The 15,252-nt window shown below is 42.3% G+C and carries 7 protein-coding genes; 1 reads left to right on the forward strand and 6 read right to left on the reverse strand.

Annotated elements, in window-relative coordinates; genetic code table 11:
- Window positions 1-32 precede the first annotated feature (32 nt).
- From J4N24_RS23290 to J4N24_RS23305, 4 genes are read right to left on the reverse strand one after another with little or no spacing between them, the layout of a single operon-like run.
- Window positions 33-2,141: an OmpA family protein gene (locus tag J4N24_RS23290; protein WP_207536151.1), complete on the reverse strand. Its 2,109-nt coding sequence runs from the start codon at window positions 2,139-2,141 to the stop codon at window positions 33-35.
- 2 nt (window positions 2,142-2,143) lie between these two features.
- Entirely contained in the window at window positions 2,144-3,070 is a 927-nt protein-coding gene (locus J4N24_RS23295) for a PorP/SprF family type IX secretion system membrane protein (protein WP_207536152.1), read from the reverse strand.
- Window positions 3,071-3,101: 31 nt separating this feature from the next.
- The gene (locus tag J4N24_RS23300) at window positions 3,102-6,881 is read right to left on the reverse strand and encodes a T9SS type B sorting domain-containing protein (RefSeq protein WP_207536153.1); all 3,780 of its coding nucleotides are present in this window, start codon (window positions 6,879-6,881) and stop codon (window positions 3,102-3,104) included.
- A gap of 41 nt (window positions 6,882-6,922) precedes the next feature.
- Window positions 6,923-11,377, reverse strand: coding sequence for a PKD domain-containing protein (locus J4N24_RS23305; RefSeq protein ID WP_207536154.1), 4,455 nt, complete (start codon window positions 11,375-11,377; stop codon window positions 6,923-6,925).
- A 478-nt stretch (window positions 11,378-11,855) separates the two neighbouring features.
- Here J4N24_RS23305 and J4N24_RS23310 point away from each other — a divergent pair, with 478 nt between their 5' ends.
- Window positions 11,856-12,557 carry an aspartate/glutamate racemase family protein gene (locus J4N24_RS23310; RefSeq protein WP_207536155.1) on the forward strand — a complete coding sequence of 234 codons (702 nt, stop codon included), beginning with the start codon at window positions 11,856-11,858 and terminating at the stop codon, window positions 12,555-12,557.
- A gap of 44 nt (window positions 12,558-12,601) precedes the next feature.
- On the opposite strand, the gene J4N24_RS23315 is transcribed toward J4N24_RS23310, so the two are convergent.
- Window positions 12,602-13,534 (reverse strand): hypothetical protein, encoded by a 933-nt coding sequence (locus tag J4N24_RS23315; protein WP_207536156.1) that lies wholly within the window; start codon window positions 13,532-13,534, stop codon window positions 12,602-12,604.
- 4 nt (window positions 13,535-13,538) lie between these two features.
- The gene (locus J4N24_RS23320) at window positions 13,539-14,924 is read right to left on the reverse strand and encodes an MBOAT family O-acyltransferase (protein WP_369806257.1); all 1,386 of its coding nucleotides are present in this window, start codon (window positions 14,922-14,924) and stop codon (window positions 13,539-13,541) included.
- Window positions 14,925-15,252 lie beyond the last annotated feature (328 nt).

A 15,252-nucleotide genomic window follows, 5' to 3' on the forward strand; every position in this document is an offset into this window, starting at 1 on the left:
GGCCTCCTTTTTGCTTTTATAGAGAAAATGAATTAATCACATTTTAGATTGCTTAGATTCAAGCCGTTCTTAAAGATCATGAACTCTGTCCTCCTGTTCCTTTGTTGTTCTTCTTCCGAACAAGGAACATCATCACCACACTGATTTGTAAGCTGAGTTTCTCCATGGTAAGTGATCTTTATACGTTGAGGATTAATACCCAGGGAAACCAGGTATTTTTTAGCCGACTCAGACCTTCTCAATGATAATCCAACATTATAAGCTTTCGATGCGCGGCTATCACAATGGCTACTTGCAATTACAGTCAGTTGCGGATATTGCTTTAACAAGGAAGCCAGTCTGGTAAGTGCAGGCACAGCATCAGGCCGGATGAATGATTTATCCAGATCATAATAGATTGGGTTCAAACCAAAGAGCTTACTTAGCTGGCAGTTGGTGATTTCTGCAGCAGGAACTTTCTCCAGCGGACGATGCAACAACAGCTCCGTGTACAAAGTGGTCGACTTCGTAATTCCTTTGGTTGTAGTTGTCTTACTGTCTGTAGAATACCCTGCTTTATTAGCTGTTATGCTATAGTCTGTTTTAGGAGCAAGCCGGGTTGTAAAACGACCCATATTATCAGTGAATAAAGAATCAACCTGGTTGTCATGTTCAATTTTCACCAACGCATTCTCAACCACTCTTTTATACCCCCCGAAGTCTGTGTAAACGGTTCCCTCCAGTTTAAGAATAAAAGGATCATAATTGAAGCTCAAAATATCATCGCTGCCATAGCGGTTAGAACTAAGGTATCCGCTCTTCTCATCTCCGCTTAAAATGATACCGAAGTCATCCTTAGCGGAATTAACCGGATACCCAAGGTTATGGGGTTCTGAAGCTGGTAAATTATTCTTTAACTCAACGGAGAAGATGTCCAATCCTCCCAGGCCTGAAAGACCGTCGGAGCTAAAGAATAGCTTGTTCGTTTTAGAAAGGTAAGGGAACGACTCATCACCTTCGGTGTTAACCTGTGAACCTAGGTTCTTTGGTTCAGACCATTCCGCATCACGACTTTCACGGGTACTATAATAAATGTCCTTCCCGCCCAAGCCTCCCGGCATATCAGAAACAAAATAAAGAACTTTTCCATCCTCACTTAATGCCGGATGAGCCGTTGAATATTCTGTATTATTGAATTTGAAAGGCTGCTTATTATACCAGGTTCCACCTAGGTAATTTACCGAGTACATGTTTAGCTTATAAATGCCGTTCTTCTTGTCTTCTGCATTACTCTTATCGCGTTGGTTCCGGTTGTAGATCATGTAATACTCACCACCAGAGAAACTTGCAGGGCCATCATGATAAGCTGTATTCAAACCTCCCCTCAGCAGTTCTACAACCGAAGAATCTTTGAAAGAACTTACATCAGCAATCGTTCTCGGGTAGGTAATGTCCCCAAGCACCCTCGTATCGTTCACCGAAACCGGAAGGCGTTGTTTATGTGCTTTAGTAGCTCTCATTTCATCATTATAGAAGTAATTCGCAGGTGGAACTTTCGCAATTTTAGCAGTGTCCTTAACTATATAGAGATCAGTGAAGGGCGTTTCGGTCCAGCCAAAAACATTCCTTACTCCCCAGCGCCTGTCCCTGTTGGAACTAAAGATCAGGCCACGTTTAAAAAACACAGGCGAAAATTCATCTTTTGGAGTATTGATAGCCAAGTACTTAATTTTCCAGTCTGCAGAATCCTTATAAAAGCTTTTTAGCTTATTATAGCTGTCGCTTAGATTTTTTGCTCTTTTATCAGATGGTTTTTTCAGCAGGTACTGATTATAATACTTATGAGATGCTTCATACTGGCCATTAGCAGCCAGCACATCTGCATACTTTAAATAGAACGCTGCTGTTTGATCCGCTTGTTCCGCCTGCTTCTGATACCAGGCTTGTGCGTTTTTATAATCCTTAACAGCACGATACGAGTCGGCAATTTTCTGTATCACCTCCTGATCGGTAGTATCAGACAGCTTATACAGTTGGATGGCTGCTCTATACCTTAGAGCATTAAACTCCTTATCTCCTTTTGTTCTATATATAACCTTCTTCTGAGCAAAGATCTGAGAGGATATAAACAGGATTATTGAAAGTAAATAGATTCTTCTCATGATTAAAAATAACGCGGTCCAACAATTCTGTCCTTTCTGAAACCAAACTCATATCTGATCATGATCTCGTGCGAACCCGAGTTATAATCAACGAGCTTCGAAGTACTCCTGTCATAAGAGTATCCGATACGGATCTGGTCTGAAGCCTGAAGTTCCAATATTCCTGCAACAGCATCGCCGGTACGGTACTGGGCACCAACAGCAAAACGGTCTGCAATCCATAAGTTGCAGTTCAGGTCGAGCTGCAGCGGGGCTCCGGCAACACCTTTAAACAATACTGAAGGCTTTAATTTGAATGTCTGATCCAGGGTAAACACATAACCGGAAGACATGAAAAAGTGAAGATATTGCCTGGCGGCCAAAGCGTTTGAAGTTGTTACAGAATCATTAACCAGGCGATTGTTAAAAAGGTGAGGAGTAGAAAGTCCGAGGTAGAACTTATCTGTATTATAATAAATACCAGCACCAAAGTTTGGCATCACTTTATTCACATTCGAATAGAACGCCATGTCGGAAGGATTTGCTGAATTTAAACGAACAGAACTGAAATCAGCCCGGTACTGGGTAACAGAAGCCTGCAAACCGAAAGCAAGCGTGCCTTTTTCCATCAGTATCCGGTAAGCATAGCTCAGGTTAGCACCTGTAGTGTTCGTAACTCCCAGCTTATCGTTGAACACCTGGATGCCAGCGCCAACGCGCTTATTTGGCAAGGCGGTATCAAAAGACACCGTTTGTGTCTCGGGAGCGCCTTCAACTCCCACCCATTGCGACCGGTAAAGGCCTGTCAGGCTGGGAACGTTGCGACTCCCGGCATAGGCCGGGTTTATCGCTAAAGTATTGAACATATATTGGGTATACATTGCGTCCTGCTGGGCTCGCGACTGCCATGCTGATAAAACTAATGCAGCTGCTACAATATATTTTTTCATCGATATTAGATTACTGATTTTCATTGTTCTTTTACCTGTTAATTGTGATGAACCTTACTCTCTTCTCTTTTCCATCTATGATGGCTATGTAGTAGTAAGTTCCATCCGGAACATTCTGGCCTACATAAATACCAGCGTTACATGTTCCATCCCAATCATTTTTATAGTCAGGATTTTTATAAACCAGGTTACCCCAACGGTTATAGATCTCAAGATTCACTCGTCTCGGGCCAACATTCTCCAATTCAAACTTATCGTTTACACCGTCGCCATTAGGAGAGAATCCTTCTGGTATCACTACGTTAGTAGGATCAAGACTTATCGGTGTTGGCTTTGCTTCTCCCGCGTCAGATGGATTATTATTACCATTTGGATCTGGATTTAATCCGTCGGTTGAAACATCCGTAGTTAGGCCACCTGTATTAGCTCCAGTACCTGTTGCAGTTGCTGTATTTTCGAAAACGCCTGAAGAACCGTTAGGCATTACATTAATTGTAAGGGTTATTGTTTCCGTAGCTCCAACCGGCAATGTACTTCCTGCTGAAAGCAGCTCTAAACTATTTGTTCCGTTGTAACCAATGTTTGCTTTAAGCGTTCCACTAGCGATGATAGCGTTAACTTTTACATTCATTGGCGATGGGAAGACAGTTTGTAGGTTGTCAGAAACTTTCACATCGTTTAAGGCCACGTTTCCGTAGTTCTTAACATTCATGGTGTAAGTAAACGTGTAGCTACCATTTCCTTCAAGTTTTGGAGCCGACACCGTCTTCGCAATACCTATTTTAAGACTAATTGCCGTATTGAAGAATATAGTCGCGATATCTGTCAAGCCTGTTCCGACTTCCTTAAGTTCGTAAGGGATTGGCGTAGGATTGGTGATAAATCCAAATACGGGAACGAATGTGGTGTTTCCTGTTGCCGGATCGTAAGTCCAGGTTCCTTCACCGGTTACCGTTTTGGTATTTTGCACCCCAGGTGTTGAAGGATCAAGATCAACTATTATTTTATCAAGTGTTGCAGGGCTACCATCCGATAACTTATCGTTTGTTATGATATTAACAACGTTTACTCCAGGAACGGTACTGGTTCCAATATCGTTAACAGCATCTGGAGGAAGTTTGGTATACGTTATAGTTACCACTGCATTTGCACTCAAACCTGTGATCTTCTCTATTAACTTATAAGGAAGGGCGGTAGGATTTGTAGTGAAGCCAGTGTTCGGATCAAATGTAAGGTTACCCGTAGCTGGATCATACGTCCATACACCTTCTCCAGCTACAGTCTTTGTAAGATCTATAGTTGGTGTAGAAGGATCAAGATCGACCGTTACTAATGCAGGTAAAGCAGGGCTTCCGTCAGAAAGCTTATCGTTCGCCAGGATGTTTTGCGTTACGTTAGCCCCAGGCGTGTTTCCTGTTGAACTATCATTTGCTGCAACCGGAGGAACTTCTGTATAGCCCACGGTTACCGTAGCATTTGCACTTAGTCCCGTGATCTTTTCAATCAGTTTATAAGGAAGAGCTGTAGGATCTGTGGTAAAGCCTGTATTCGGATCAAAAGTAAGATTACCTGTAACCGGATCATAGCTCCATACTCCTTCTCCTGTTACGGTCTTCGTAACCTCAATACCAGGTGTAGATGGATCAAGATCCACAGTTACCAATGCTGGCAGAGCGACAGTTCCATCAGAAAGCTTATCGTTTGTCAGGATGTTCTGCGTTACGTTAGCTCCAGGAGTATTTCCTAATGAACTATCGTTAGCTGCAACCGGAGGAACTTTGGTGTAACCTACCGTTACATTAGCATTCGCACTTAAGCCTGTAAGTGTTTCTATCAACTTGTAAGGAAGAGCAGTAGGGTCTGTAGTAAACCCGGCGTTCGGATCGAATGTAAGATTACCCGTAACTGGATTATAGGTCCACACTCCTTCTCCTGTTACCGTTTTAGTCAGGTCAATAGCCGGAGTAGAAGGATCAAGATCGACAGTTACCAATGCTGGCAGAGCTGTACTTCCGTCAGCAAGCTTATCATTTGTTAAAATGTTCTGCGTAACGTTAGTTCCAGGCGTGTTTCCTGTTGAGCTATCATTTGATGCAACCGGAGGGCCTTTAACATAGGTCACTGTAACCACTGCATTATCACTCAAACCTGTAAGCTTTTCCGTTAATGAATACGGAATTGGGGTCGGATCTTTTGTAAATCCAGTATTTGGATCAAAAACAAGCGCTCCGGTAGCCGTATTATACGTCCACACTCCCTCTGAAGCTACCGTCAGGGTTGTTTGAACTCCTGCGGTAGTCAGGTCAAGGTCTACAGTAACTAAAGCTGGAAGAGCCTCACTGCTATCTCCCAGTTTATCGTTAGTTAAAAGGTTAACTGTAGCATTTGCTCCGAGGGTGTTACCTGTTGAAGAATCATCTTCAGCAACAGGATTAGCAGGTATATACGTAATGGTAACTGTTGCATTAGCCGAAAGTCCGGTAAGCGTTTCTTTCAATGTATAGGCTAGTGGCGTAGGATCTACCGTAAATCCAGCATCCGGGTTGAACGTTACTTCACCGGTAGTACTGTTATAGGTCCATACTCCCTCTCCTGTTTTAGTAAAGGTAGTTTGTACTCCGGGAGTGTTTACGTCAATGTCAATTGAAGAATTTGATGAAGTGGCCAGAGATCCGTCAGATACCTTATCGTTCGACAATATATCCAGAGTAACATCAGCACCCAGGGTATTTCCTGTTTTAGAATCGTTAACAGGGACCGGAGGTAATTGAACAGGAGTTGTACTTACAGAAGCGCTGTTATTTGAAGACTCACTATCTGCAATTAAATTTGAGCTGGCAGTGTTCTTATATTCTGCTGCAGTTTTTGCAGGCAGCACTTTTCCTGTAACGGCCAGTGTTTGAGTAGCGGCATTGGCTAAGGTACCAACAGTCCACTTACCTGTTGACGGATCATAAGCTCCAGCAGAAGGACTAGCTGAAACAAAAGTATAACCAGCAGGCAGGAGATCAACCACCTCTACGCCTTCAGCTACTGCAGGACCATTATTTTTTACAGTAACCGTAAAAATCACATTGGTATTAACAGTTGGTGTTGCGTTATTTACCGTTTTAGTAACTGCAATATCTCTCGTTTGGAAGACAACCGGAGTCGGGATATTATCATCCAAAGGACTTCCGTCTCCGTCTCCATCCGGATCAGTCGAGTTATTCGAGTCGTCAAAAACCGGAGTATCATCAGTTGTTACAGCGCTAACCCTGGCAGTATTATTATAAGTAGTACCACCCGCAGCTCCATTCATCTTAACATTTAAGTTAATGGTAATCGTGGCAGATGCTCCGGCAACAAGCGTACTATTGGCCGGATCTAATAAGGCAGAGTTAGCAGTCGTACCATCATAGCCTGCCGCCAAAGCAATCGTTCCTGTTTTAGCAGGAGCTGCGATAAGCGTATAAGTTAAAGGAGAGGGAAAGGTATTAGTTAATACATCAGTAACCTGAACCTTTTTTAAGTCTATAGTTCCAAAATTCTTTAACGTTATGGTATAAAGAACGTCGTAAGAACCGTCTGCTTTAATGGTTGAAACAGTTGCTGTTTTACCTATCCCGATCACAGGAAAAATAACAGGCGTTTGATCAGATAAAAGCCTGTTGATTGTCAAACCATCGTTTGATATATCTGATACAGCCACGTTACCAGGTGCTGTACCTTTTGCAGTTGCCGTGTTCTTAGCAGTGTAAGTAACCTGGGCAAAGGAATCAGGCCGACCCGTAAGTAATAAAAGGCCAATTACCGGTAAGGTAATTTTCAAAAATGTCTTTGTAATATTCATTTTATATGTTCTCCCGGTAATTAATTCAATTTGACATTAACTATAAGTGTGATCGTTCCTTCTGCATTAGCAGCCAAGCTAGAGGATGACGCTGTAAGAAGGTTTTTATCAGCTCCACCATTGAAACTGGCGTTTGCAACTAAAGAACCGGTCGCATTAATATTAACCTTCGTGAAGGTTTTAGGAGATGGGAAGGTTAAAGCCAGGTCATCCTCTACCTGTACATTACTTAGCGCAGTTGATCCTGTATTTTTCACTTTGAATGTGAAGGTTACATTATAACTTCCGTCGTTTTGCTGTACCGGAGTACCAGCCGTTTTAGATACCGCTATCTGACAATCCTCAATGTTAACGATGATATCATCCTGACTGGTAGTACAAGGGCCATTAGAGGTAGTCCAACGCAATTGATAAGCACCTTGTATAAGACCATTTACACTCGCATTAGCGGCATTTATATCGCTGAAAACAGGATCACTCGCGCCGGCAGGCTTAGTTAGTACTGACCATGTCCCAACTCCGGAAACAGGTGCAGTTGCATTAAGCTGAACAGGAGCATATAAACAATAGGTTGCAGAAACAGGGCCAGCATCAGCTGTTGACGGAGGATCAAAGGCTGTGATAGTAACTTCATCCTCATTGGTACAGCTGCTTCCATTAGAAAGTGCCCACTTTAATACATATACACCTGCCTTTAAATTGCTGACCGTTGTATTGGCTACAGTAGGACTTGCAAAAGCAGGGCTGCTACCTGCTGGCTTTGAAACAACTGTCCAGGTTCCAAGTTCAGAACCAACTGCTGCGTTTGCTGCAAGGGTCACACTCGCTGTTCCACCTATAGCGTTTGTACAGGTAGTTTGATCTGATCCTGCATTTGCAGCTGAAGGAGTTACGTCCGTAACATTCACGCTAACAGTCTGAGATGAAGGAGAACAAGAACCACTTGTTATTTCCCATTTAAAAATATAGGGGTTGCCGGGAGCGGCATTTAAGTTTGTAACAGTAGTAGTTGGAGAGTTTGGCGCTGTGATAACAGGGGTACTTGTACCACCGCTAACATAAGTCCAGGTACCATTTCCAATCAGAGGCGTAGTTCCGGTTAATACTACCCTGTCTGTACAAGCCGATGTTTGAGCGGCCATAGGCTGAACAGTTGTAGGAGGGTTGGAAACCGTAATACGAACTACATCTTTGTTTGATTGAGTGCCACTGCATGTTGCATTGCTTACTGTCCATTCAAGGATGTAAACACCGGCTTTAGTAAGGCCAGTAACCGTAGTAGATGCTGAACTTGTACTGGTAATTACTGCTGTTCCTCCTGTTGGCTGACTTCTGATACTCCAGGCTCCTGTTCCAACCGATGGTGCTGCTGCAGCTATCGAAACACTCGATCCATTTGCAGTACAAAGATCCTGGTCTGTACCAGCATCAGCAACTGATGGAGCCCCACTAACATTGATAGTAACATCATCTGATGAATTACCACATCCTCCGCTTGTGATGGTATACCTGAACACATAGCTACTGCCAGGTATCAGATCAGAAAGGACAGCGTAAGAAGTATTAGGATTTTGAGATAATGTATAAGCAGGTCCGGATACATAGCTCCAGGTTCCGATACTTCCCTCGTTACCTTGTAATAAAGTTGTTGAGGTATTACATAAGTTCTGGTCAGCTCCAGCATTGGCCGACTTGTTAATCGTAATCTTTACTGTTGAAGAAGATGGTGTACAGAAAGCACCGTTGGTAATGGTCCATTTTAGAATATACTCACCAAGTTCAAGGTTACTTATTGAAGTTAGGGGATTGCTTAAATCAGCAAATGTGGGATTATTTGGTCCACTAACTACAGACCATAAACCTGTTCCTACACTTGGGCTGTTCGCTGCAAGAATTGCTGAACTTACATCACAAAGTGTTTGGTCGCCACCTGCAAGTGATGTTGTTGGAGGCTCACTGATGTTATAGGTAATTTCAGCCGAAGAACTTGAACAAGCACCGTTTGAAATAGTCCATGTGAATTTGTAACGGCCAGATGTAAGTCCCGAAACCGTAGTGGCTGCCGAGGTTGGGTTAGCTATTACTGCCCCACCAGGACCGGCAGATTGTATCCACAGGCCTGTTTCAGCAGCAGCAGGCGAATTACCCTGTAAGGTAATATCAGCTAAGCTACATACATTTACAGTGGGAGCACCTGTTATTGTCGCCACGGTTGTTGGTCCTGAAACAGTAATGGTTACCGTATCCCGGGTTGGATTACAAGATCCGTTTTCCAGCTTCCATTCAAATTGGTAAGTACCATTAATGGCACCCGATACGGTCGTATTATAAACACCAGCATTAAATGCCGGAGTATTAGGAGCTCCCGGCAAAAGGGTCCATGTGCCTGTTTCTGCACCTGTTGGCGCATTTCCGGCTAAGGTAAAACTCGTGGTACCGGAAGTTTTACACTGGTCGGCACCTGCAAGGGCCTGTTTGGGCCCGTTGCTGCTATTCGTATTGATCGTAACATTATCGGTGATCGTACCGCAACTATTGCTGATCTTCCATTCCAGCTGGTAAGTTTTATTTGCAAGTAAGCCAGTAACAACAGCATTAGGATCATTGATGTTAGAAAACACCAGCGTACTTGCTGGTGAAGCAGGAGATTCTGACACCACTGACCAGGTTCCTGTTTCATTCAATAGTGGTTTGTTGGCATTCAATTTTACCGGGGTACCGTAGCAAGTAGCTATATCTGTCCCGGCATCAACAATAGTGGGAGTGGAAGCAACTACAACTTTGGTATCCGACTGGGTATCGCCACAGTCATTATCTCCGCCAGCAACGATCCATCTGAATACGTATACTCCACTTACAAGATTTGAAATTCCAGTAGTACTAGATAATTTGTCGGCGATAGTAGCTTTATTTGGTCCGCTTACCTGGCTCCATGCACCCTTCCCAGCATCACCGGGCGCGGGGTCGTTTCCTGCAAGCGTAGCTGTTACGGTACCGCAGGCCAGTAGCTGAGCCGTACCGGCATTGGCTTGATAAGGCGTTTTGGATACTACGATACTTATATCAGCAAATGCGTCAGTGCATCCCCCATTCGAGTCATTGCTGAACCGGCGAAAACGAATAACGTAAGTTCCCGGCTGATTAAGCCCGGTTAAAATCTGGGGACTGCTTGCTGCCGTTGTATAATTATTGAAGCCTGAAAGAGACGCAATATCAGATCCCGCAGGTCCGCTAACTAATGCCCATTGAGTAGTATTACCACCGCCTACGGTATAAGGGATACTTACCTGAGTAATCCCACATGGCAAGATCTGAGGACTGGTAAGTCCGATAGTTACAGAGGGAGGGGCTGTATAACGTATCCTATATATTCCGCTGGAAGTACAACCAAATGAATTAGTAATCGTGTAAGTAAAGTCGTAATTTCCTGAACCATTCAGACCCGAAATTGAAGTTGTTGGTGAATTTGGTGAACTAATGGTTACAGGGCTGGAATTATTTACAGCTGCAGTCCATTTAACTGTTTCACCAGTATACAAAGGTTTTACACCTTGTATGGTAGTTGAAGTACGACCATCGCAATAGATCCATATTCTATTTCCCGCGCCCGTTACACTCTGAGTTGGAGGGCCGACATTGATCGTAACATCTTTAAACCCACTAGCGCATGGTCCAACAACAGTCCAACGCACCACGTACGTTCCTTCTACCAGGTTGCTGATAGTCGCATCATGTCTGTTAATATCATTAAAGGAGGGAATACTTGGGCCGCTGATAAATGACCAGGTGCCTTGTTGCCCGTTCCCAGCGCCTCCATAAGATGCACTCAGTTGAACAGAGCCTGTTACAGTATAACAACTAACATTTACTGGGCTGACTGCCGTTACCGGCGAAACGCCACCTAAATTAGTTACTTTGATATCGGAAGTAGTACTACAGGAACCGTTAGTGATTGTCCATCTGAAAACAGTTACCCCTACTGTATTTCCTGAAATGGGAAGGTTCACTGTCGCAGTTGGCGAAGTTTGGGGAGAAGGAACCGGCAAATTACCGCTTACCACCGACCAGGTACCCGTTTCTCCAGGCTTAACTGCATTAGCAGCCATGGTAAGCACTCCCGGACATTGTTTAACGTCTGGACCTGCATTGGCTACAGTCAGGTTCGAAGCGATGTACTTTGCATCGTCCACAACCGGCGATCCATCGGTACATTTAGCAGATAAGCGAAACGTGTATTCCACATTTTGTGCGTATCCAGTCACCGTTGCTTTTGCAACTCCACCAGATACGGTTGTAGTAGAAACAGTTACGGCCGGCCCGGCAATTTGGGTCCAGACAGCTCCAGAAGCGAAATTACCTGTAGCGGTACCATTTAGCTCGAAAGGAAGGCCCGGACATATTGCTCTGTCCGCCCCAGCGTTGATTGTACAGTTTTGAGCCTTTGCAAGGTTGGCATAAAGGAGGATAAATGCCATGCAAAAAATCTTTAAGAATTTATTCATACGTTAAAAGTTTAGGCAGTACTTGCCCATGTCATTAGCTGAACTTGAAAAAATTGTAAAAAAATGGAAGGATATGATACTACATAGGTATATGTATCAACTGTAATAAGTAAAATTGCTTACATAGTAATTTATTAATATTTAACCGAATGAAGTTCCCCTTACTTCAAATATAAACTCATCCGCGATATATAGGTTGAGAGCAGGGCTATATACCTGGCGCAAATATAGTAATTGATTAAGATACAAGATATAAGTATTTGCAAAAAACTGTAGTATAACTACTACTTTAAGAAACTATTAATTAATTCTCTTTGGAAAAATCTGCCTTATTAAACTTTTCCGAAAGTTCTGGAAGACTAAAACCTTCGTAGATACGCTTCTTAAAGTTGCATCAGGTGAAATTTCATTGTGATCTCTTACGTAAAGGCAAATCAAAGCATTTAAAGAAATGAAGACAATTGGATTAATAGGCGGAATGTCGTGGGAAAGCACGGCTTTATATTACCAGATAATAAACCGAAAGATACAAGATACGTTAGGAGGAGTCCATTCTGCACGATGCATCTTGTATTCTGTAGATTTTGCTGAGATAGCCGAACTGCAACATAAGGGAGACTGGGATGCTCTAGCCGAAAAAATGATCTTCGCTGCTCAAAAACTTCAGGCTTGTGAGGCTGATCTCATTATCCTCTGTACTAATACTATGCACAAAGTAGCAAGCCATATTGAGAAGAACATTCAAATTCCCTTTTTGCATATAGCGGATGCAACTGCTGGAGAAATACATAAAAAATCGTTCAGGAAAGTTGGGCTGCTGGCAACGAAATTTAGCATGGAAGAAGATTTCCTAAAGTCGCGTTACCGTAAGAAGTATGGCATTGAAACCATCGTTCCTGATGAAAAAAGCAGGAATGATATTCATAAGATCATTTATGATGAATTGGTTAAGGGCATTATTAACAGGCAGTCTAAACAACGCTTCATGGAAATCATTGCAGATCTCGTTGAGCAGGGTGCGGAAGCTATTGTTTCCGGATGCACAGAGATAGAACTCTTAATTAATCCTCGAGATCTAAATGTAGAGCTGTTTGAAACGACGAGGATACATGCAGAAAAAGCAGTAGAAATAGCTTTAGACAAGAGCTGGTAGACCTAATATTGAAAGTCCTGATTTACCCGGCATGCCCTGAGCAGCTATTTCTTATACGCTAGCTGGTGCAGACGAACTTCTCCTTTCAAATGTTGAATGATCTCATTTGTAAATAGGATAGCTCCATTCTTCTTTAAATGACTTTGATCATAAAAATAATCCTTATTGAGGTAAATGGGATTTGCGGTATTATAACGAATAGAAGAGACACGCGGACCTGACAGTTTCCTTATCCTCTGTTCAAACTTCGGATTATGGTTTTTAAAATTGGGAGAATAGACCGTATATAACTTGATATTATGATGAACACATAATTCCTGTAGTCTACTAAATGCCCGTATTTTCTCAGGCAACTCTAAATCTTTTTCATACGGCCGGGAATCATGTTGGAATGCTAAGACGCGATTTTTCCTCTGGAAGGAAATGGGCATGGAGCCACAATTCATGAGCGTATCAAGAGCAGTAAATGATTTTCTCCTGATATCAAAATTTCGTTTGTTGATTCGTGCAAGCGTGAAGAATTTCGAGAGAAGGTTCTTCTCGCCCCTTTTAATCATTTCATCATTTACCTGATCGTATTTCGCAAGTGGATACAGCCTGTCTAAGCGAAAGGTAATGGATTCATTTGGTAATAGTTCATAAGGATCGTCCAGGGCTAATAGTACAACCTTAGGCTTTTTATTATTAGCGATCAACGACCTCAATAAGAACTCGTGAAACTCGATGTTTGATCCGGGATAAGAAAGGTTGTAGCTGGAAATATTTAGAGAATCTTCTATCTGACTGGCAATTATATTTCTTGCGCCACGAGATGAGCCTAATACGATGAGGTCTTTATTCATCTTGCTATTTAGCACCAACTCCAGTCGTTTATCTTTCTCTTTAGTAGGCGAAACAAGCAGAAAAATATAGAACAATTTATCGAATAGGAAAAAAACAGCAGCGAACAGCAATAGTTGAGTAAGGAACTTTTTCATTTGTTTAAAATTGGAAATAGATAAATTGTTGTTCCTTCCCATTAAATATGAAAAGCAAAATAAGGATCAGGAAATAGAAACTCCAGCGGTAGGTTTTCTGCCATTTCAGCCCAAATCTTTCAATAGCATATTGATTCTCCCTGCCCTGCCATTCCATCAAAACAAAAAAGACGATCAGAATTAGTATCATCACAGGATTCTGCATCCCTTGAAACACAGGAAATTGAAAAATTGAAGGTGATAAGATCTTAGAAATATAAGTTGTGGCATCACCAATACTATCTGCTCTAAAAAAGATCCAGGCAAAAACGGATAAGCTAAAAGTTATAGTCATTTGAAAGAGCTCTTTTAGCGATGGAAGCACCTTACCTTGTGCTACTGTTTCCATATTGTCCCGGTTTGTTTTCATCAACACCGAGGGCATAATGAACAAGGCGTTCAATGCTCCCCATACTATGAACGTCCAATTAGCCCCATGCCAGAAACCGCTGACGATAAAAATGATGAATGTATTCCGGATACGCATCCAATTCCCACCCTTGCTTCCGCCGAGCGGGATATACAAGTAGTCTTTAAACCAGGAAGAAAGGGATATATGCCAGCGTCTCCAGAACTCGGCTATGTCTCTGGAAAAATAAGGGAAGGCGAAATTCCGCAATAGCTCAATGCCAAAAAGTCTTGCAGTTCCTAAAGCGATGTCTGAGTAGCCTGAAAAATCACCATAGATCTGGAAGGTAAAAAATAATGCGCCCAAAGCCAGGGTGCTACCAGGATAATGGGCTGAATTATTAAAGATTTGGTTTGCAAATTCAGCACAATTGTCGGCGATGATCACCTTCTTGAATAGGCCCCACAGAATTTGCCTCAGGCCATCTACAGCTTTTGAATACTCGAAATTCCGTGATCTTTTTATTTGAGGTAAGAGGTGCGTTGCCCTTTCAATTGGTCCGGCAACCAGCAGTGGGAAGAAACTTACAAAGACCGCATAATCAGTAAAGTTGCGTTCAGCTTTAATCCTGTCTTTATAAATATCAATTACATAGGAAAGGCCATGAAAAGTATAAAACGAAATGCCGACCGGAAGTATGACCTTTAGTGTCCAGGGATCCAGATGTAAGCCTAGCTGCGCAAAGGCTCCCGAGAAAGATTCTGCAAAAAAATTATAGTATTTAAAAATGCCAAGAAAGCCCAGATTTACCGTTATACTGAGAATGAACCAGAATTTCTTTTGTTTACGATCGGAAGCATCCTGCATTTTCAATCCTGTGAAGTAATCCAGGAAGGTTGAGAACATTAACAACAACAGAAAACGCCAATCCCAGCAAGCATAAAAGAAGTAGCTTGCGCCCAGCAATAATAAATTTTGAAGTTTCAGGTTTTTGTTTGTCACAAACCAATATAATATAAATACTACCGGTAGAAATATGGCAAAGCTTATGGAGTTAAAAAGCATAATTCAATCAAGTAAGCCTTACTACGTACTTTAGACTCAGGAGGTTCGCAGAAATAATGTTCCTAAAAATCACTGATAATGAGCTGTTATACAATGATCTTTTTAGAAGGAGAAAGAGATCGGCCTTAACTGGAAATTATTGAAGCTATAGTTAAACAAGGAATAGAAGAATGAAATTTTTTTTATTTTTTATTCCAATTAATACTACAATTGTTAGCTGCTTAAAAACATGCGACCTATTGCAATTATGAACCTAATGTCAAAC

This window comes from Desertivirga arenae (assembly GCF_017355785.1).
Classification (GTDB): domain Bacteria; phylum Bacteroidota; class Bacteroidia; order Sphingobacteriales; family Sphingobacteriaceae; genus Desertivirga; species Desertivirga arenae.